This is a genomic window from Paenibacillus sp. V4I7 (assembly GCF_030817275.1).
Classification (GTDB): domain Bacteria; phylum Bacillota; class Bacilli; order Paenibacillales; family NBRC-103111; genus Paenibacillus_E.
The window spans coordinates 4642757-4664881 of the sequence record NZ_JAUSZD010000002.1; the positions used below are offsets into that span (position 1 = coordinate 4642757).

A 22125-nucleotide genomic window follows, 5' to 3' on the forward strand; every position below is an offset into this window, starting at 1 on the left:
TTCTCCGATTACATGGCTAATATTATCAGACTACTTACCTATTTTCTTTGTTGGTATTTGTTATTCATTGTCCATTCTTGCTACTCGCGAAAACGTATACGTACTTTGCCGAGTACATACAATCAAAAAAGCCTTTCAAGTGAATATAATCCACTTTAAAAGGCTTCGATTTGTTCCTCTTATTATAAATTTCAGCTGACTCTGCAACTATTTCCTGGGTAATATCTCCCTGATTCTGAGTAACTTGGTATCCCACATCGGTTACATCTTTCCGTCAGCCCTTTGTGGCTCCTGCTGCGACTCCTTTGATGAAATACTTTTGCAGCGCGATAAATGCGATAAGAACAGGAACGATAGACATGGCCGTACCGGCAAACACCATATCCCATCGAGACGCATATTCACCTACAAAACCAAATATTTCTACAATCATCGTTTTTGGTTTATCGGATGGAAGCACGAGGCTAGGCATCAAGAAGTCGTTCCAAATTCCGAGGCCTTGAAGTACCACCATACTCGCCGTACAAGGTCCCAGCAGCGGAAATACAATTCGCCAAAATATACCGTATTTGGAACATCCGTCAATCTCAGCGGCTTCTTCAATCTCGCGAGGAATTCCCTTCAAAAAGCTCGTATACAGCAAACATCCGAACCCAACCGAACCGGAAATATAGATAAGAACCGGGGATCCCAAACTTCCATACAACCCTAGCATTTTCATTTCCTTGAACAACGGAATCATATACACTTGAAAAGGAATCATCATCCCGGCTAGAAAGTATACATACACAAGATATGTCCACATTTTGTTCGTTCGTTCAATCGCATAAGCCGCCATTGGAATAACACCGACCATGCAAATAATCGAGACTAGGGTCAATAGAATACTATTCAACATAGCATGAGGAAAATCAGTCTCTGTCAATAAATATTTAAAGCTTTCTACATACAAGCTGGTTGGAAATGCGATCGCATCTCGCAAGATCTCTCCATTGCTTTTGAATGCCGATATGAGAGTGAAATAAATGGGAAAAAAGAAAATAATAGCGATAAATAAGGTTATGATAAAGAGGAGCAGATCTAACCCTTTTTTTTGTCTTAGTGTTTTCATGTTACATCTGAACCTCCCTTTTGCGAAGAACCTTAATTTGAATAATCGAGACAATCATGATCAATATGAATAGTACAAGCGATAGTGCCGTTCCATAACCTTGTCTTAACTCACCAAAACCTACTTTATAGATGATATAAGTCAATGTTTCTGTCGAGAAACCAGGACCACCATCGGTCATAACGGCGATTTGATCGAATATTTTCAAAGATCCAATCATCGACAGCATCATACATACCGTAAAGGCACCCGCAAGCAAAGGAAATGTGATATGTCTGAATTGCTGCCAGCGGTTGGCTCCATCAATACTTGCCGCTTCGGTTAATTCAGGCGGGATCCCTTGAAGACCGGCTAAATAAATAATCATATAGTAGCCTGATGCCTTCCAAACTGTAAAGATGATGATAGCGATGAGTGCATAATCTGGATTTCCAAGCCAATCAAGCTTTAGAGAAGATAAGTTTAACTTATCCAGTATCTGCGTAAGCACACCGAAGTTATAGTTTAAAATAATTGTCCAAACGAAACCCAATACGATACCGCTTAATAGAACTGGCAAATAAAATATGCTTCTAAAGAGGTTTCTGAACCATTTCACTTGATCAACCAACATAGCCAGGGCTAAAGCAATGATATTCTCTAAAACAACCAAAACAATGGAAAGAATGAGTGTATTTTTGAGAGCGTTATGCACGCGGTCACTGTGCCACATTTCTACAAAGTTATCAAAGCCAATATAACGGATATCATTACTTATTCCATCCCATGAAGTAAAACTTAGATACAAACTGCCAAATGTAGGAACAATTACGAACATGGTATATAGAATAAAAGCTGGTAGAAGAAATAGTACGGAATAGGAAAGCCACGACTTCTTTCTCTTTTCTCTTTGTATGGTGGTTGCCATTCTCTCACGCTCCAATAGGCTTAAAGAAGGAGAACCTCCGCTGCCTGCAGAGGTTCCTTCATTTGTAGCCGAGTATTATTTTTTCATTGCTTTAACGGCAGCATCCCATTCCGCGTCCGCTTTTTTCATGTAATCTGCGCTGAAGTCCTTTTTAATTATCCAATCCTGAGCAAGCTTATAGAACCAGTTGCGCCATGTTGGAGGCATTTGATTCTCACCCCAGAACGCATTGATTTGAAGGGATTTAATTGTCTTCGGATCAGCCATCAAATCGAGAACCTCTTTAAGCTGGGGACTGGCTTCATAGCTGATTTTCTCTTTGGTAGAAGGAATTGCGCTCGCTGATTTCAGATAAGCCGCATAGTTGTCTTTGCTGAAGAAGAACTTAATAAATTCGCTCATCGCTGCCACTTTATCCGGATCTTTAGCTGCCGCAGCGGATAGCGTCCATCCAGAAGGTTTCGCCAACCCGTTGACAATAATTCTGCCTTTTTGATCTGGAACCGGATAGAAACCAAATTCGAATTTAGGATCCGCTTGCGCAATTTGCGGGAACATCCAAGGACCGGAGAACAAGCTGGCCGCTTTGCCTGTTACAAGCATCGAAGCCGTTTGGTTATCAGCTGTACTCATAAAGCCCGGATCTACATATCCTTTAGTAAAGAGTTCAGTGAAAAGAGTCATCGCTTTCGTAGGTCCTGCGTCCGCGAAGCTTACTTCACCTTTAGAACGCTTGGAATTCCAGTTAGGGTCATCGCCATGAACTTCGTCCATGAAAAATTTATTAATCCAGAAGCCCCAGTGGAAAATATCCTTGCCGCCCATCACGATCGGCGAAATGCCTTTGGCCTTCAACTTCTCCTGTGCTGCAAGAAAGTCTGCGTAAGTTTTAGGCTCTTCTGTTATACCTGCATCTGCATAAGCTTTTTTGCTGTAAATAATCCCGTGTGGCGGTTCCAGAGCGATTGGCGCATTATAGACTTTACCGTTTACTTGAGGAATCGATTCGAACAAACCTTGCAATTCCTTAGGTAATTCTGCAAGTTTACCATTATCAGCGAATAGCTGCGTGTCACGCATTTCAACCAGATCCGGGAATTCCCCTACTGCATCCTTCGTTTTCAAGAAATCCAGGTAGGAAGCCGATGTAGTTTCACTAAGATCTTTAATTTTGATATGAGGATTAGCTTTGGTAAAGGCCGATATCGAATTAGCTACCGCTTGTTTCGTTGCTGGATCACCTGTCGCGTAAATAACGCTGAAGGTCACATCTTTCTTAGGTGCTGCACTTGCAGCTGTTGAAGCTGCTGGAGAGCTTGAGTTCGTAGTTTCTTTTCCGCCGCATGCTGTTAGAACAAGAGCAATCGCTGTCGTTCCTACTAATACTTTTGTCATTTTTTTGGACATGTCTGATAATCCTCCCTTTATGAATCCATTGACGGTGACCTGTCGATTTACATCTGATTCGGCCCTGCATCTATTCCGTGATTTCAATTTAACACATGCAAATTTGCTTTAGAATGAAGTTTTTTAAGTTCCATATGCATGATTTTAAGATGTGTTGAAAAATGTCGTTTTAACAAACTCAGAATAGAAAAAACCTCCACCAACTTCTATTATCAGCTGGTAGAGGATCATTTAAAGAGGGTCAAGCGCATGTCATTCTTTCCGTGTCTTATATTCTTGAGGCAGCTTGCCATAGCTTTTCTTGAACATATCGCTAAACTGCCTGGCATTATTGTACCCGACCTGCTCAGCGATTTCATAAACCATCAAATCCGTTTGCAGTAATAATTTAACCGCTTGCTTCAGGCGAATATCGGTCAAATACTGTTTAAAATTCTCATTCGTATGTTTTTTGAAAAAGCTGCTGAAATAATAGGGATTCATATACACCATGGAGGCAATGCTTTCGAGCGTAATGTTTTCACTGTAATGCTGCTCCATATATTCTTTCACAAACTTCATTTGCTGAGCTTCCTTGCCTCCACCTGCTAGATGCAGCTGCTCTAGCATATCTGTGATTTTGGAGGTTATAAATGCTTTCAACTCCTCGAAATAATTGAACGCATGCATCGAAAGAGTCCACTCCTGCTGCTCCTGCTTCGAAGCGCTAGGCCCTATGCCGACCCCAGTTAACTCCTCTGTCAGCTCCATGAGTACCGTATAGCAGCTCATCACTGCTGCCTCTTTACTTCCACGAGCTAATGCCTCTACTTGAGTGAACAATTCTTCCATTCTCAGCGTCAGCTGCTCTCTCTTTTTAGCAAGCAGATCTTGCATGATGGATTGTCGAATCTCATTCAATTGTCGTTCCGATTCATGTCCTGCTATGGGCAGCGATAGCCGCGGAATCACTTTGCCGCCGCCGGTGAAAAAGCTGCTTTTAAGCGCTTGCACCGCTGATGAGTAAGAGCTCTTGATTTGATTGATGTCCGAAACCGTTTCTCCTACGCTAATGGTAAGGCTTATTTTCAAAAAATAACGGACCTTGTCCAGAATTTCTTCGGCTAAAGGTAATATACCACGTTCTGCCGGATGATTGACGATCGCGCATAGGTTATCAGACTTACGAATGACTAATCCCAATCCATATTCACGAAGCAGCTCATCGGTCAGATTCGAAATCGCAAATAGCAATAGACGTTTCTCATGCTCCTCCCATTTACTGTTTAATACCTGAAGCTGCTCTATCTCTAGCATCATAATGGTAAAACATTCTTGAGGGAAGTGCGCGTCTAAAGCCTGCAGCTTGCGTGCTGCTTCTTCCATACGGATATCGCCTTCCGTTAACCGATCGAACAATTCCTCTAGCTGCGTGTTTTTATCCTTTTTCTCATAAACAGTTAACTTGCCTTTGAAGGTTTGTTCTTCGCTTTCTTCCTGCAGCAGGGCTGCAGCTTTTTGCACGGCTTCAAGAAGCAGGTTCTTCTCGATAGGCTTCACTAAATAATCTACAGCACCGAACGCTAGCGCATCCTTGGCATAAGAAAACTCTTGATACGCGCTGATAAAAATAATTTTCGTATGAAGTCTACGCTTTTGTACTTCCTTAATAACATCAATCCCTGTACCATCGGGCATACTAATATCCGTTATGACCAGATCCGGACTTTCCTTCTCAATGAGCTCAATGAGCCCTTTTCCCGTCCTTGCTTCCCCAATGATTTGAATGCCGAGCTCTTGCCAGGGGATCAGCTTTCTCAAGCCTTTAATAATAATCGGTTCATCATCGGCTAGTATGGCGTTCAGCATACGTAATCACCTCTTGTCCAAGCGGAATAACCATCCTTACGGAGGTACCTATATCCTTACTACTAGTAATCTCAATACCGTAATCCGACCCGTACAACGTTACGATGCGATCGTGAACATTTTTTAACCCGATGCTGCTGCTCCCTGATTCCACCGAATAGCTGCTCTCCAACTTCTGACGAACCTGCTGCAGTGTTTCTTCCGTCATCCCAATACCATCGTCATCGACCGTTACGCTAAGAAGATGATCCGATAGCTTCTCAGCTATAACTCTTATGGTTCCTTTGCCAGACTTAGGCATGATACCGTGATACACCGCATTCTCAACGATGGGCTGTATTGATAGTTTCGGTAACACGCAGCCCAAGACATCCCCTTCATAGCGGAAATCCATGGCTAGCTTGTGTTCACCATAACGAAGCTCCATAAGCCGGAAATACTGCTCTATGTTCGTCTTCTCTTCTTGCAGAGTCACCGTTTCTTGGCCGTAATCCAACACATATTTCAACTGATGTGATAGTGATAAAATCATATCCCCAACTTCATTATCGTCATTGGCTACCGCACTCATTCGAATGACTTCCAAGGTGTTATACAAATAGTGCGGCCGGATTTGACTCTTTAAAGCGTTAAGTTCCGCTTGCTTCTGCTTAATCTGGGCGACATATACCTCGTTGATGTAATCTTGCAGACGAACCACCATTTTGTTAAAGCCGCGGGACAATAAACCGAGCTCATCAACCGATTGCACGGTCACTTGCGTATCAAAATTGCCTGATTCTACCTTTGCCATTTCTATTGTAATACTGCGAATCGGTTTAGAGAACCGTTTGGAGAACCATACGGCAACCATGATTAGTGACACCATACATAACCCGATCACAATCGTGATGGTTCCAATGATTTGCTGAATTTTCTGAAACATCTCTTCCTTATAAAGCTCGCCTACAATTTTCCAGGAAACATTCACATTATCTTGCTGCCTATAAAGATAGTCACTGGATTCCGTAGGGGTATAGGTTAACCCAATATTGGCTTTGTTATTACTGTATAACACCGTATTGTTCTGATCTAACACGTAGATCACATCCTTGGGATTTAGCATCATTTGATTGAAAATTTCATCGAATGCTTCCATCCCGACATCCATGAAGAATGTCCCTACGATTCGCCCTTCAAGCCCCTTTGCCCCAAGCACATCAATCAAATTCCGTCCAAAGGTTAAAACTTGCGTATTTGATCCCAGATAGTAACTTTCAGGATGAGTAGGAAAATAGGTGAGTTGGTTGCGATTTAGCAGCAGCGCATTCCCCCACTCTTTATTCGGGTAGTCGTAATCAAAATCTAATGGCTTCTTTTCTTTATTGAGGCTTTGGAAATTCCCGTTCGGATAGACAAAAAACACACTCTGGAGATGGATATCCGTATATAACGCTGTAAGCAGGAAATTGTCCACGATTTTAACCGAATTCGTATCAACTTCAAGATTCTGAGCCGCGATAGCCTCTCCAAGCTGTCCATACATACCGCCAACACCATAAGAATACATCAGTTTGGAAATATTATTGTATTTCATATACATGTCATCCACATTTTTGCCGGCAAATAAGAGCATTTGTTCGAAGTTGTTAATTACATATTTTTCCATATAATTACTAAACGTATTTAGTGAAATATAACTTAAAACAAGCAGCGGAATTAGCCCAACGGTAATAAACGAAAGGGTAAACTTGGCGAAAATGCTTTTGCGTAGTCGCAGCAGTGTCCTATTTTTCAAAATCTCACCTCATTCCTAAACGCAATCCTTGTAAGACTATCATAACAAAAAGCTCCTATATTACCACCGCAAAAAAATCCCTATATCTCAAAGATACAAGGATTTTCTTATTTAGGAATGAAAGGAAATATCCTTTGTGTACTCATTCATATCTATATTTCCTTGCTCAATACTCAGGATCAATTCACCATTAATCCGAAGATTGATGAATTGGACGCCTTCTACGGCGCGATCTGCATCAAATCCATGAATACGATTCGGGTTCGTATTCCTTCCGTTATACGAGACGTTCCGGAACGTAATGTTTTCAATTCGGTTGCCTGCAACTGGATTGTAGTCCTTATTCCAAACGACACGCAGGTCAAACAATTGACCTAATTCAAAATCCTCCACCCGAATGTTATCATAGGTCACATTTCGGACTGTATTCTTATCTCCGGCGTTAATCGCCATGGCTCCCCAATAATTAACCTGCGGCTCATGGTGCTCCAGGATATCGATATTTTCGAACAACACATTCTCAATCGTATCCCCATCCTGGTCATGGTCACCGTGGGTTCCGATCATCAACGCATGAGCGACATCCGCCCAAAATATCGAATTGCGCACCGTCAGATTTCTCGCATCTCCATGATAATCCCAGCGTGTACCATAAAAGGCTATGCAATCATCGGATGTGCGTAAAAAGACATCATCAATCTCGATGTTAGAGCTCGCCATCATATCGATGCCGTCCGACCAACCGCGCGTACTAAACGACTTGAAGTTACGAATATGGATATGCTCCGACTTCCCGATATAAATACTATAATGCGGTGGATCCAACGTCATGATGCCTTCGATGGATATATGCGTGGAAAACAGGATTCGGATGCCTCGAAACGCAGAGAACCGATGAAAGTCAGACAAATAAAGGAACCCTCTGCCCCGAATCTGGACATTCTCCACATGCTCACAAACGAGCGATCCTACTACGATTGCGCCTCCAGCTATATAAACGGTCGTGTTTGACGGTATTCGCAGGATGGTTTCCTCCAAATAATGCATACCTGGAGCAAAGTAAATGACTTTTGGCGTATGGCCTCCTGGTAGAATAGGTGCTGCGGCCAAGCGATAGATATCCTCGGTACGATGAATGGCAGGCTTTAGCAGAAGCACGTTCGGATCGTCCTGCTGCGGCACACTCTCTTCTATGGGGTTGGCAAAAAGATGAAGGTTACTAAATCGCTCACCGTTGATTTCAATGGACAGCTTACGTGGACGATCCAATGTAAAAGTAACAACATTCTCATTCATCGAAAATGGAACATGGGTGGATAGCGGACGTATAACCGCTTGGTCGACTTCTTGGTTTAGCACTGTCACCTGAACCTCGATCGTTCCTTCCATGTCGAAATAAACCATGGATGCAGAGCGAACGTTATGCATATCTACCTTCACTTCATAAACGAACAGCTGCTGCCACTCTTGACCCGTTGTACGTACTTTTACAGTGAAGTCATTCCGTCCAATAGCACCTTTTGGCGCCTCATAAACTATTAATCTGCTAGTCATTATTTCCTCCTGAATATCATTAAGTTTCCAGATGCACCCACCAGATCAATACGCTTTCCAAGCTTATCATGAGGGTGAACCTCCTGAAATGCTGTTTTTTAAGATCAAACTGAGGTTTTTTAGGATGATGAAACCGCTACAGCTCCACAGAGAGTTCATCGTGTATACTCAAATTATGCAGTTATTTTTTACTTACCACACACTAATTCATTGTGGATGAGAATACCATCTTTGTATTCCAAGATATTTACAGTTATTTCGTCATGTTCAATTTGATTGACCGTTATGATTTGTATTCTGCCGTCTTTAAGAATCACTTCGACCGTATTTGCATCGGCAGCCTGCACGGATAGGATCATGCTTTCCGTCTCGAAAGGTTCAACGATGGTGATATATCGGCCAATGGTACCTTTCGTCCTTACAGCGTACGTTTTGCGTCTTTGGGCTTCATCACCAGGGAAGGCATCGGCTCCAATCAATCCTACAAAACGCACAGCATTTATTCCTGATAAATCAAGGGTTAGGATGCCCACCTTGTCATGGTCAACTGGACTTGTAGGTATGGCCTTCGGGTATTCATTCCCTACGATCGTAACCCGTCCACCCTCGTAGTCCTTACCTATACCGCAGCCACGATCAATATTTTCGTAGACTACGTCTAAATCGCAAAGATTAAACTTCCCGCCATCTGCAGTGACCACATATGCCTCACCCCAGAAAAGCCCTTGTTTTGTTTTTTGCGGATACTTTTGTTCGTTGTAGGTAGGATTATTTTTGACTCTTAGCGTTAATGTTTTAGCCCCCTGAAGATCGATGTCACATTTCCCTTCGCTTAGGAGCCATGCGCCAAACTCACCTTCTGCTTTTACATCACCATCTACTTCTACTCGGTACTCGATCGGTATCATATATCCGTGATCCTCTGCAGTTCTGCCAATGATTTGAATCGATTGTTTAGGCCAAGCGGTGTGTACATCCATTTTTAATAAGCCTGGTGTATTATGGGCGGTTCGAGTGCCACGCATATCTTCGCCTTCCCCAAAGATGGTTTCAAAGCTTGCGACACTTGTCCCAACTACATCATACCAATGGCAATCCGTTATAAATTGTGCATCAGATAGAGGGTTTTCGGTAAATTGGCTAGTATGCTGCAGTTCGCTCAAGGTATCGGACTTTATCCCTTTAAAACCTTTAATTTGGAACAAGCTATCATATTGATGCTCTTTTTCGCCTTTAAGGTAATCAAATATCACGATATAATCGTCGGTTACCCCCATCACTCTTTTTTGTGTGATTGGTTCTGTGAACTCTGACAATTCACCATAAGGTGGAGCATCTTTCACTTCTGGCAATGAACTCGCATTCATTTTGCATCTTTCTTCTAAAGTTTTTGTCTCGTTGTAAATCATTCCGCCATAAGGAGGATAAGACCATTTCGAATTTGTCTCTATTGCAACAGCCTGTATCGCTTTACCGCTATAAAATAACAATCTTTTGGAATCACTGGGCACCTGCATTTTTTGATCGACTACGACCATATTTTTGGTCATCGAGTTTTGGACATAGAATTTATACATAAAATGCGGATAGCCCCACCATACATGCTCAGGGTTATAAAAGCTGCGCCCATAACGCATAATAGATAAGATTTCCGTACGATCAAAATGTCCATGAGCATACCCATGTGAGCCATATCGCATAACCGCTTGAATTTGGTCCTTCTGCTCTCTATGTTCAGTCTGACTTCTTAACATCGCTATGCCAACATTATCCGCATATGCATTGTTCTTAACGTAAGAAGAAGGATACTCCGGCAATTCGGCATGTCCAAATATCGGGTCCACATTGACATTTTGATGGATAACAGGGATGTATTCCGGATCCTTATAATAGCTATAAGCCAAGTCGAAAGTCGAACCAAAGTGCACTCCCTCTAATTTCTTTTCATCAGAGTCACTAATACCAAACAGGACCCCCCTGTAATCCAAAAATGGGATCGTCGCATCGAACATGTCTTTGATACAGACATAGTTCTTTCTATTGCCACCCCACTTTTTGTTATACATGCCGAATCTTACTTTTACATCTTCACCGTTATAGGTACTATTGATTTCATCATTAAATGGGATCGGGTAATGCGTATGCAAAATGTTAATTCCGAAAGGAAGCAAGGCATGTGCGGTGTGGATATACATCGAGGATACCCATGTGTTATACCCAACGGAACATTCATGCCACCAACCATCATTAAACAAACCATATTTCAAGTGATGAATGGAGCCCCCCATGCCGAATGCAAACCGTAAGGCTCGTTCGATATCTTCTATAGCCAGCGCACAATAAAAAGCGCCTGTTATTTCTGATAATAACCAATTAGAAATATGTCCTTGATGTAAATGTGTATCTAAGATATCCATATAGATGCGAAACGTTTTTTCTACCCCTTGGTGTTCTTCAGGCGTCAAAACACCTGCTTGATGAATAATATCGTAAGGGATCGCTAGGTGCTGGAAGAAATGTCCTTCCTGAACATAGCTCTGGCTGCAGCCTTTTTTCTTTTTCGGATACCCTATTTCCTCATCTATGAAATAGCGTAGAAATTTAGCCACTTTCTCAGCGTATTTGATGTCTTCGGTAAGCGCATAAGCATAGGCGGCTGACATAATATCATGCTCTTCACTTGTGTTATAGCAGTAATCTCGTTCTTCAATTGGTGGTTTGACTTCCCATGCATCCGCGGTTGCTATTAATTGATCATACGCAGGTTTGAATTTCGGATACTTATCAATTTTCTCTTTTGTTTCTTTCCACTGCTGCTCGTTATGATAAATATAAGGATGCGGCAATCTTCTTAACGTTTTGAACTCTACGGTAACAGCACGATCACTGTCACCATTAGCAATAAATTTAAGGAGCGTATTTTCATGCCCGCCCGCTACCATATAATCATGTACTTTTACGATCGCTGTTATGTCCTGCTTGGCATTCGGCTCTAAAACAAATTGGGCTGGTGTAACAATAGGAAATAAAGACTCCCAGCCTTCAAATACTTGTTTGATGATAACATTTTGTTTGGCTTCCGAACAATTATACACACTCATCGTGTATACGACTTCTTCCCCTACATCACCAGATTTACCCAGCACATTCGTTTCAACAAATATCTGATCTCCTCGATGAAAGCTAGCCGAAATCAATTCAGCATTCCCTTGCAGTTCAAAACTTTTCAGAAATCTCCATATATCCCCTTTACTCGTTTCTATTTCAAAATCGGACAGCTTCAGCTTTACATCATGCTTTCCAGACCCAGCGAGTACAATTCTCGCGTTAACACTCCGATTATCGATAAAATTAGCTTTGACCTTTATTTCTGTTTCCTCCGCATACGCATTCAAATGAAGCTTTAATCCATGCCAACCCATTGCTTCAAGCGAAGAGTCATTGCCTCTTTCAAAACCGATGGGATACCAGCCTACAGCATTTGCGGGTGTTGGATATTCTATTTTTACAGTCTCCCTTAGATCATAACCATGATCGCTTCGTTGTCCTGCGACATGCCAATCTTCCAAAAGATGAATACGATTTAACACGAGCTCACCTCACTATGGTTTTAATTTCCAACGAATTCCCTTATGATCGCAGGCACTCCGCAAGCCAATCAAAGGACTTACGTCCCGATATTTCGTGACTTCCCGGAAAAAGATCCGATTGGAAACAATCCAGAACATTCATGCCATTATAAATCTCCTTAAGCTCCGCAATAGCCTCGCGAACATTCTTTACCGGAAAGATTGGATCGTTCTCGCCTGATTCTACGAACAAATTACGAGGGGCTATTAAGCCGATGAGCTCCGGTTGTTCGGCATCGAGCAGGATACCGGGCAAGTAATTATCGATGCAATGATGCATGGCAAGAATGCTTCCCTGAAACGTACTCGTCCACCCTGCAAGCACGGTGGCCTTAATCCGATCATCTAGTCCTGCTGTAAATGCGCTGATCAGACTGCCTCCGGAAAAGCCGAAAATCCCGATGCGGCTAGCTATGACATCATCTCGAGATTGTATGTAATCCAGCGCCCGGATGGCTTCGTAAACCCGCATGCCCGCCAATGTTCTACCGAACATCAACAATTGGGACGACAGCGTACCGCAGGAGCTGTAGTTCGGATTCGCTATGATCTCTTCCGCCATCCGACGCACTCCGAAACCCATGATTTCCGGGATGACCACAAGCAGCCCCCTCTTCACCAGTTCGACAGCAAAACGGTTATGGATTCCGGGTTCGCCCAGCACGCTGCCGTTCAGAGCAAGACCAACAGCGTCTCGTTGACCATTGCCATGTCCATGGCAAGCCAGCACCGCAGGCCATGAGCCTTTTCCATCTTTCGGTACCAGCACCATGACAGGGACGTCTACGGATTCCATGGTTGTATATTTGATGTGCTCAAGATAATAATCGCCGTAATCCTCCTTCTCCAGCACAATTGGTTGAAGTGGTGTTACCGTTCTAGGAAAACTTCCCAGCGCTTTCCTTAATCGGCCGCACAGCTCCTGCCGATCTACTCCGGTATGCTTCTTTCCGGACCGCAGCTTAAGCCGCTCATTCTTCGTTTCCTCGTACAATCGCTTCAGAAATTCATCCGTTGTCCAGTTCATACTGCTTCCTCTCTTCCAACACATCCATCAAAAGATGCGGTGCTTCCATCCATTAAGCTTGGATATCGCTTCCACGTAATAATAATCGCCATAAATAAGCGAGACATCAATAAACGAAGTGCCGCTGCCAGTAGCATGCAGCAGAATGGCTTCGTGCTCCGGCTGATCCCAAGTCGCATAGTTTTCAGTCAGCGAACGCAGGATCCGCTCTGCTGCACCGGCGTATAATTTCTTTTCTCCTGCTGGCACGAAATCCGCGAGATCAAGAAAGGCTGAAGCGGCAATGGCCGCTGCTGAGGTATCCCTCGACATGCCCTCTTCCGATTCCAAACGGAAATCCCAATACGGGACATGATCCTCAGGCAGCGCTGCAATGAAGTAATGCGCGATCCTCTTCGCTGTATGAAGAAACCGCTCATCCTCCGTGTGACGATATGTATTCACAAAACCGTATAATCCCCAGGCCGTACCGCGGCTCCACGATGATTCCGGAGATAAGCCTTGGCCGCCAAAGTTTTCGATATAAGCACCCGTCTCGGCGTCGAATGAAAGGATGTGTTTCGTCGATCCATCCTCTCGGATGCCATACGCCATCGTCGTCTCGGCATGACGAATCGCCATATGTTTATACCTAGGATCGCCAGTCACCTTACTAGCCCAGAACAGAAGTGAGATGTTCAGCATGCAATCGATAATGACCCAACCGGGTACTGGTTTACCGTCAGGTCCATTATTCCAGGCTCGAATAAATCGCCCAACAGGATTATAACGTGCTGCTAGAAAATTCGCTGCCTCAATCCCTCGGCGGAATCCATCCGAATCCCCTGTTAATGTATTTTTGATAACAGCTGTTGGCAGAAATTGAAATCCTACATCATGATGAAGCTCCTCCGTTGGTTTCACGAACCACTCTTCCAGAAGGCAATCCCAGTGCCAGGCAGCCTCTTTATAGTGATCTTTACCTGTCATGTCATTCATGATCCACAGTATGCCCGGCCAGAAGCCAGTCGTCCACCAATCGGAGCCGATGTCATCAAACTTGCCATCTTCTCCTGCGAAATGCGGACATTTCGTACCCATTTGATCCATCGTACGTGTAACTTTACTATCGAGTCTTACCATGATTTCTTGCCAATATGCTGTACTCATTATGAATACCTCCATCTGTTTTTATCCATTATAGATCACCATTTCACACAAAAGTTATGATACAATATCAATAAATGTTGATATTTTGTCATATAGGAGGTAGTCCTATGAACCGGCTATTCGAACCTGTTATCTTTGATCATAAAGACATCGTTTGGGATTATCACCTTCGATCCGAAAATGGCTTCAAAGGCTACTATCACTGGCATCAATGCTGTGAAGCAGTCTTCGTACACGAAGGACAGGGCAGCATCGTCCTGAATCGCCAGGCTTACGAAATCAGACGAGGAATGTTCTTCTTCTTCCAGCCTTTTCAACTCCATCGTATCCACGCTATGGTTAGTTCTGAAACACCCTATGTTCGATCCATTTTTTATGTGGATCCTGTTCTCATTGAACAACAATTACGTCCTTTTCCGAAAAAACACGCCCTTTTTACTGCATTATGGCAAGGTAGAGACCGTAATCATGCTTATGATCTTTCCCTACAAGCAGAATCGATAGAATGGATTTACTCATCCTTTGATCGCAATAACGATGACAACTTTCGCGATTGTGAAGATATCACTTTGCTTTTGCTACAACTTTTGAATGTTGTGGACAGTGTGTACGGGAAAGTGAAAGATGTACAAGAGGCGCTGAGAAGAAATCCGCGTTACTCGGAAACGATTATGAGTTGGATCGAAAAGCATTATCAGGATGACGTTAGTCTTGAAAATTTGGCAAAAGAAACACATCTATCCACGAGCTACATTTCTAGAGTTTTTCGTCAGGAGACAGGCAGCAGCGTAACAGATTACTTGACGGCCAGACGGATGAAACAAGCCTGCAGACTGCTTGAGACGACGGATTTGGCAGTCGAGGAAATCGGTATTCGAATCGGCATACCGAACGCCTCTTACTTTATTCAACTCTTTAAACGGGTGATCGGAACAACTCCGCTTAAATACAGGAATGATAGAAACGCACCATCTCTTAAGACGTCTGGATTGGAAAATAAATCGAATAGCTTTCATCTTTAACCTCATATAAAGGAATGAACCTAAATCCGTGGTCCACTCCCTTCGTGCGGTAATATCCGGGATTCCACCAGCCGTGGTTCCGCTCTCGGTCAGGAGCCAACATCGTTTCCAGACGAGAAGGGTCCCCAGAAAGCACCCGCTCCTCACTGGTTAATCCCGCAAGCACGATCGGACCATCTAAGAACGCATAGGTGCCTGGCTCTCCAGGAAGAGGCTCAGCTGTTAGAGCCTTCGAGAGTTCGAGAGTAATCGTATCGCCACTAAGCCATTCTCGGGTGAGTCGGAAGAAGGACGATGCTTCTACTACTTTCTGCTCCGGTTCGATGCCATTCACTGAAATCTTTGGCCGGCCCTTCAGCCACCAAGGCATTCGCAGCTTCAATGTGAATGTAGTAGCTTGCTCAACCTTGACGGTAATTTTATAAATGAAACTATCAGGACGTTGAACCGGAATGGACGGAATGTTCACTTTCGTAATCGCGGTCATACCTTCAACGGACCAGTTGTTAAGCGGATAAATGCCGTGTTGTCCTTCCTGCTCCAAACGAATACTTATCGCATTGCCGCTGTGATCGCAGTGCAGCTCAGAGGGTAGCAATTGACAGATGGTGATTCCGCTCTCTTCCTCCATGAAAATTTGCGACTCATAGGATGCGTTAGCCTGCATCAGCGTACCGTGACAGCACCAGAAATGCTGAGTCGGCGAGCCCCATGTTTTTTTGCTGCCTGCCGCTGCGCCGAGGAAGTATGAAATCATGCCTGTATCCCCATGTTGATGAGCAAGTACGCCATTCATAAACCGACGTTCCCAATAGTCGGCATAAATGGGATCACCAGTCCATCGGAGAAGCACATGAGCAAGCCGCATCATGTTGTAGTTGCAGCAGTGCTCCTGACCGACGCCGAGTCTGGCAGCCATTTCGTTTGCCGGCATCCATAGCTCGCCATTGTCACCTGCCCCTGTAGCGACATAACCGCGATTTGTAACGGCAATTGCCCAAAACGCTTCCACTATTTTGCGATACCGTTCATCCCCTGTTACTTCCCAAGCCCGTGCAGCACCAAGAATTTCAGGAATTTGTGTATTCGCATGCTTGTTCGTCAGCACATCTTTTCCATCAATCAGTGCATCGAAAAATCGCCGCCGATCGTATCTTCGTATGAGCTCGAGATGCTTCTCATCGCCTGTGATACCGTACAGATCTGCCCATGCTTCCAGCATGCCTCCTGTCTCAAGATCAAGCAGCTCGTCCATCTGCTCCTGCGAGAATTGTCCCGTCCAGCGATAAAACCAGGCTGCGATGCCTGAAATCAGATGTACCGCATGCTCATTGTCCGTGATTGCATAGATTTCATATAATCCCATAAGCAGTTTATGAATCGTATAGTGAGGTGCCCATACGAATTTACCACTAGCTATGCGCTCCATATATGTTTCTGGGAACGCAGCAAGCCACTCCCCTCCATTCGCTTCTTGACAGCGCTTCAATTCAGCTACGATATAATCAGCCTTTGCTTTCACTAATGGATCGCCAGTTTGCGCATAGATGCGCGCAGCTGCCGAAAGCCAGTGACCCATAATATGCCCTCGCAGCTCGCAGGTTGGCGATTCCCAACCCCAATGCCAATGCTCCGGACCATCCATGCTTGTGGTCGTAGCGCTAGTAGTGCCGCCGTTGCCGCTATAGCTCCACAGTCCCGCTTCCAGATAAAAACTACGGAGTAAATTCTCGTTGGTCAGGCTCATCATGTACTGTTTATTTAGTTCAAACCGCTTCTTGAGTGGACCCGGTAGCAATCGAACGTGTCCCGCCTGAAAATCTCTCATGACCGTCTTTCCTCTCATCATTTCTCATCCATTCCTTTTTTTTGTTTTCTTTTTCATTTTAAAGTTATGCTATACTACATTCCATGCACTATATTTTGAATTTTCATATACTTTTTTTGTTATTTATTGAACAGCAAACATTCTGAGAGAGGATTCACTCTATGGACAAGTTCGTTGATTTAACTGCAGACCGATTCCCGTTGATCCGGGATATTGGCTTGAACCGAACGGATACACGATATACCCATCCCGACCGTATGTTGGACTACCATGTATTTCTCTATGTCGCCAAAGGAGGTATGCAAGTCATCGAGGAAGGATCTTCCTATGTTGTAGGTGAACAAGAGTACTTATTCTTAAATAAAGGCTTACACCACTGGGGCTTACCTGAGACGCTGGCGGGAACTTCCTGGTATTGGATTCATTTCGACACAGTCGCTGACGAACGAAAGGATTACAAAGACCATACCCCGCGTCCCGAGCTGGAGTATTACTATCCCGATCATTATCAATACCGCATCGTACTGCCCAAATTCGCTACAGCGCCCATAGGAACAGAGAAAAGACTGCATGCTATGATCCATGGAATGCTTGATCAGGGTGCTCACAAGATGACACGGGCAAGCTTGAACGTCTATCAATTCTTCCTCGAACTGCATGCGGCCGCTTCCAATCAGGACGGAATCACCGAAGCTGCTCGTCGGACGACCGAACGAATCATGACCTATTTGGTGGCACATCTCGAGGAGCCTTTCGAAGCAGCCAGACTGCAAACATACTTGAATATGAATTACAGCTACATTTCTGCCTCATTCAAAAGAGCAACGGGCAAAAGCATCGTAGAGACTCATACGATGTTAAAGTTGAACAAGGCAATCGAGCTGATGCGACTAAGCTCGTTGAACTTAGCGGAGATTAGTGAGCGGCTCGGGTATCAGAATCCTTTTTACTTTAGCAGGGTGTTCAAGAAAGTGTATGGCGAATCGCCTTCAGCGTACATGCGGCAATTCTACAAGTCTTAAACCAAGGATTTGAAAAGCTGCATAATATCAAAAAGGGGCAGATCGAATTTAAACATTCGTCGCCCCCTTTTGTTGTTCATATCATCTTTATATCCATTTAAAACCGGTCCCTTGCCAGCTCGATTACCAGTAGGGCTTCCAATCTTTCTCTATGCGAATTAATGCTTCAAAATAGAAATAATCGCCCCAAATGTTGCACTCGTTGATGCCCATTCCGCGTGGCTTGTTGTACACGGCGTGAATCAACACGCCATTTGACTCTGGGTAATTCTTGGCCGTGTAGTTTTCGTGCAGTGATTTCAGGATATGCAGTGCCGCATTCTCGTAGACGTTCTTCGACGGGTCTAGAAGCGGCAATTGTTTGGAGAGTTCGAGCAAACCGCATGCGGCAATCGCAGCCGCTGAGCTATCTCGCTCCTGTTCTTTGCCTTCCAAGAAGATCAAATCCCAGTAACAAATAAGATCGTCCGGCAGACGGTTAAGAAAATAGTTTGACAGCTTCTTAGTCAATTCGAGCAGTTCTGTATCACCCGTATATAAATAGCTGAGCGGGAAGCCGCTGATTCCCCAGGCTTGACCACGCGACCAGCATGTATCGTCGGCATAGCCTTGATGAGTTCTTCCGAATCTCGGCAATCCGGTTTTCACGTCCATATAATAAGTATGGTACGTTGATGCATCGTCTCTGACAATATAAGCAGCTGCCTGCTTGACGTGACTTCTCGCTGCTTCGGCGTACCTCGGTTCGCCCGACACTTCAGTCGCCCAGTACAGAAGCGGTAGATTCAAGTTGCAGTCAATAATCATTCTGCCCTGCTGTTCGGGGTCGCTGAGTTCTCCCCAAGCCTGCACGATGCCTGCTTTATCAAAGTAGCGTTCCATTAATAAATCCGCTGCGAGCAAAGCTGTCTGCTTAGCCTCTTCATTGCCGGTTAGCTTATAAGCGGCGACACAAGACAGGGAATACAGAAAACCAATATCATGCGTATTCGTTTCGATCCGTTTCTGCACGCGTTCCTTGTAGCCATGAAGTTGGCTTTCCGCGACATGGCGGTATTTGTCATCCCCGGTATACTCGTAAGCAAGCCAAAGCATACCTGTCCAGAAGCTCGAAGTCCACTCCACATTGTCAATGCCCGGATAAATAAGATTTTCGCTTGCAGGCGCCGGAAATTGATGCGTGAATGCTTCCAGATTACGATCGATTTGCTTAAGGATAAAACCAATGGCTTCCTCTGCAAATGTTGAATCTATGACTGGCGGTTGTCCAAACTGCTCCAGACGGCACAATGGTTCCAAATTAATCGCATGCACAGGTTATCACTCTTTCTTTTCATTGTAGATTATCTTCATATTCTCACTGTTCCTGTTCTTCAAAAAAAAGCTCCAGCACGTTCGTAAAAACTTCCGGCCGCTCCATATTGGAAAAATGACCTGCATCTGCGATATCCGCTCTGCGAGCGGATCGCACAAGATCGAGCAGCTTTTCCGACGAACGGATGCTGCCCTCCGAGTCGTCCCCCCCAATGATGACAAGAATGGGCTTTTCCACACCGTGTGCGCGAAAGCCGCGTGCGAGATCAGAACCGATCAGGCACTTAGGTTCTCGATGCCTTAGCGTCCATGCAGACCAGTCGCCAATCATTCTCCATAGCTGGCCACGGATTTCATCCTTGTACTTCCCGCAGCTGTCCATCAGATTAATGAACCATTCGTCTACATTCTCTTGGATCACCGGGTCGTTACGCCCTAGTCTTGACGATTGGGATTCGTGAGCAGAATCTGCATCCTGAAACAGTTCATTGTTTACAGACTCATCTTCCTCATTCGCATAGATGGCTCCGCTCGCAACGGAGACAGTCATCACATGATCCGGATGTAGATACAGAAAGTCCAGTGCTACAAAGGCCCCCAAGGATAAACCAACGATATGTGCTTGCTTAATGCCCAGATGATTTATTGCTTTGTACAGATCCTCGGCATGCAAATAATCTTCTCCCTCTTGCGGCATATCGGAAAGGCCGTAGCCTCTTAAGTCATAACGAAGTACCTGATACTGGGTAGCTAAACTCGCAAACTGAGCGTCCCACATTCTACGATCTACGGAATGACCGTGAAGCAGGACGACAGCTGGTCCTGATCCGGAGACTTCGTAGTAGAGCTCTTTTCCACCGATGTCAAGACGCCCTGAATGGATTTGAAGATTGTCCATGTTAATCCTATTCCTTTCGGTCATACCCGTTCACGGTAAGTAAAATAATCGAAATCGGCATGATGTCCGCCGCCGCTCATATCCTGTGCACATACGCCGACCATTGCACCTGTAAAGCCTAGCTTTCCACCGTATTCGTCGGAAAGGACGCCGAAATCGAGCGCAGGCCCGATGGTAGACCAATTGCTTCCGTCTGCGCTGACGGCAAACTGAAGCTTCCCGTGCTCAATCGTCACTCGCAAATAGCAGCGTTCCCAGCCATCAGCAATAACGACGCTATCCAGAAGCTCTTCGTATTTACCCCCGACACTTTTGGCGACGCCGATATGTTTGCCCCAGTGTTCATCATGACTGATGCGCAGATAGTAATAATCCTGTTCGTCATAGTAGCAAACGAGACCGGCCATATGAAAAAACGATTGCGGATCGAACTCGACACATGTTTCCGCTTCGAACTCAAAGTGCTGCACACGACGCGCCACCATACTTTGTTTGTGCCAGGAATTCAGAGACTCCCTGCCGCGTAAGCGAAGATAGCCCGGACGCTTCTGCAAAGAGAGCCAGCTTTCATCAGCCGGCGTTCGGAGCGTGCTGAAATGAATATTCAGCTGAGGAGCATCGAAATCGTCCCTCTCCGGTAAAGGTGCGAACGGATGCGGCTCCAACTCAGGAGCTTTAACTTCCAGTGAAGGTAATCGGGTGCCGTTATCAAGACGGGGCCATCCATCTTCCGTCCATACGATCCGCTGGATCAATGTTTCGCGTCCGAGCGGGTTCAAACGTCTTCCATCAGGCAATACACGTATCCCCAGATGGGAGATATACCATTCTCCGTTCTGTGTCTCTACGAAGGCCGCATGGCCTGCATTTTGCACCGGATGTTCATGATCATAAGCCGTCGTCATCATCGGATTATCCGGAGCTGTTTCGTACGGTCCTTCGATATTACGGGAACGGGCGACAGTAACTGCGTGGTTGCATCCAGTACCACCTTCAGCAGTTATCAAATAATAGTAACCGTCCTTCTTGAACATACTTGGACCCTCGGTGACGCCAATTTCGGTTCCTCGATAAATGACCGACTCCTCTCCAACCAGCCTGCCCTCGGCATGATTGTATTCCTGCATCAAAATACCGCTAAAGCGCGGACGGCCTGTCCGAAAATCCCACCGCATCTGCATCAGCCATTTGCGTCCATCGTCATCGTGGAAAAATGCCGGATCGAATCCTTTGGCGTTCAGATAGATCGGCTCTGACCATGGACCCATGATATTATCAGCCGTAATCAAATAATTGTGCAAGTCTTTAAAAACGCCCTTGCGCCCCACTACATTCGTATATAGTAGATAGAACGTACCGTTATCGTAAGTCAGATTCGGCGCCCAAATACCGCCGGAGCTCGGCACTCCGAGTAGTTCAAGCTGACCGGCCTTTGATAGAGGATGGGTTAGCAGCTGCCAATGGACCATATCTCGCGAATGATAGATCGCAACCCCCGGAAACCACTCGAACGTCGATGTCGCAATGTAATAGTCATCACCGACCCGCAGCATCCATGGGTCTGGGTTAAATCCCGGCAGCACGGGATTCGTAATTTTCAACTTTGCTTCTGATTTTGTCATTTTTGTTCCT

General features: G+C 44.8%; 15 protein-coding genes. 2 read left to right on the forward strand and 13 right to left on the reverse strand.

The annotated features are described in order from the left end of the window. Positions 1 to 274: 274 nt before the first annotated feature. From QFZ80_RS22330 to QFZ80_RS22370, 9 genes are all read right to left on the reverse strand, one after another. Positions 275 to 1111: a carbohydrate ABC transporter permease gene (locus QFZ80_RS22330; protein WP_307554023.1), complete on the reverse strand. Its 837-nt coding sequence runs from the start codon at positions 1109 to 1111 to the stop codon at positions 275 to 277. A gap of 1 nt (position 1112) precedes the next feature. Continuing rightward, positions 1113 to 2018, reverse strand: coding sequence for a carbohydrate ABC transporter permease (locus tag QFZ80_RS22335; RefSeq protein ID WP_307554022.1), 906 nt, complete (start codon positions 2016 to 2018; stop codon positions 1113 to 1115). A 75-nt stretch (positions 2019 to 2093) separates the two neighbouring features. Continuing rightward, on the reverse strand, positions 2094 to 3425 hold the full coding sequence (locus QFZ80_RS22340) for an ABC transporter substrate-binding protein (protein WP_307561075.1): 1332 nt from the start codon (positions 3423 to 3425) through the stop codon (positions 2094 to 2096). A gap of 252 nt (positions 3426 to 3677) precedes the next feature. Next, positions 3678 to 5273: a response regulator gene (locus tag QFZ80_RS22345; RefSeq protein WP_307561077.1), complete on the reverse strand. Its 1596-nt coding sequence runs from the start codon at positions 5271 to 5273 to the stop codon at positions 3678 to 3680. Next, the gene (locus tag QFZ80_RS22350) at positions 5248 to 7050 is read right to left on the reverse strand and encodes a cache domain-containing sensor histidine kinase (RefSeq protein ID WP_307561079.1); all 1803 of its coding nucleotides are present in this window, start codon (positions 7048 to 7050) and stop codon (positions 5248 to 5250) included. Before QFZ80_RS22350 ends, QFZ80_RS22345 begins: the two co-directional genes overlap by 26 nt. 111 nt (positions 7051 to 7161) lie before the next feature. After that, on the reverse strand, positions 7162 to 8604 hold the full coding sequence (locus tag QFZ80_RS22355; RefSeq protein ID WP_307561082.1) for a glycosyl hydrolase family 28 protein: 1443 nt from the start codon (positions 8602 to 8604) through the stop codon (positions 7162 to 7164). A gap of 188 nt (positions 8605 to 8792) precedes the next feature. Further along, positions 8793 to 12194, reverse strand: coding sequence for an alginate lyase family protein (locus tag QFZ80_RS22360; protein WP_307561083.1), 3402 nt, complete (start codon positions 12192 to 12194; stop codon positions 8793 to 8795). Positions 12195 to 12234: 40 nt separating this feature from the next. Then, positions 12235 to 13260, reverse strand: coding sequence for a dienelactone hydrolase family protein (locus QFZ80_RS22365; RefSeq protein ID WP_307561085.1), 1026 nt, complete (start codon positions 13258 to 13260; stop codon positions 12235 to 12237). Positions 13261 to 13287: 27 nt separating this feature from the next. Further along, positions 13288 to 14409, reverse strand: a complete 1122-nt coding sequence (locus tag QFZ80_RS22370) for a glycoside hydrolase family 88 protein (RefSeq protein ID WP_307561087.1) — start codon at positions 14407 to 14409, stop codon at positions 13288 to 13290. Positions 14410 to 14516: 107 nt separating this feature from the next. Between QFZ80_RS22370 and QFZ80_RS22375 the strand changes: the two genes are divergently transcribed. Then, on the forward strand, positions 14517 to 15431 hold the full coding sequence (locus QFZ80_RS22375; protein ID WP_307561089.1) for an AraC family transcriptional regulator: 915 nt from the start codon (positions 14517 to 14519) through the stop codon (positions 15429 to 15431). Here the strand turns inward: QFZ80_RS22375 and QFZ80_RS22380 are convergent. Further along, entirely contained in the window at positions 15385 to 17259 is a 1875-nt protein-coding gene (locus tag QFZ80_RS22380; RefSeq protein WP_307561092.1) for a beta-L-arabinofuranosidase domain-containing protein, read from the reverse strand. The two genes, QFZ80_RS22375 and QFZ80_RS22380, sit on opposite strands and share 47 nt — an antisense overlap. A 161-nt stretch (positions 17260 to 17420) precedes the next feature. On the opposite strand from QFZ80_RS22380, the gene QFZ80_RS22385 reads away from it, so the two are divergent. Next, on the forward strand, positions 17421 to 18281 hold the full coding sequence (locus QFZ80_RS22385; RefSeq protein WP_307561094.1) for a helix-turn-helix domain-containing protein: 861 nt from the start codon (positions 17421 to 17423) through the stop codon (positions 18279 to 18281). Between the two features lie 123 nt (positions 18282 to 18404). On the opposite strand, the gene QFZ80_RS22390 is transcribed toward QFZ80_RS22385, so the two are convergent. The 3 genes from QFZ80_RS22390 to QFZ80_RS22400 are packed head-to-tail and all read right to left on the reverse strand — an operon-like array spanning position 18405 to position 22115. Next, on the reverse strand, positions 18405 to 19595 hold the full coding sequence (locus tag QFZ80_RS22390; RefSeq protein ID WP_373460138.1) for a glycoside hydrolase family 88 protein: 1191 nt from the start codon (positions 19593 to 19595) through the stop codon (positions 18405 to 18407). Between the two features lie 43 nt (positions 19596 to 19638). Beyond that, entirely contained in the window at positions 19639 to 20493 is an 855-nt protein-coding gene (locus QFZ80_RS22395; protein ID WP_307561097.1) for an alpha/beta fold hydrolase, read from the reverse strand. Between the two features lie 20 nt (positions 20494 to 20513). After that, on the reverse strand, positions 20514 to 22115 hold the full coding sequence (locus tag QFZ80_RS22400; protein WP_307561099.1) for a glycoside hydrolase family 43 protein: 1602 nt from the start codon (positions 22113 to 22115) through the stop codon (positions 20514 to 20516). Positions 22116 to 22125 lie beyond the last annotated feature (10 nt).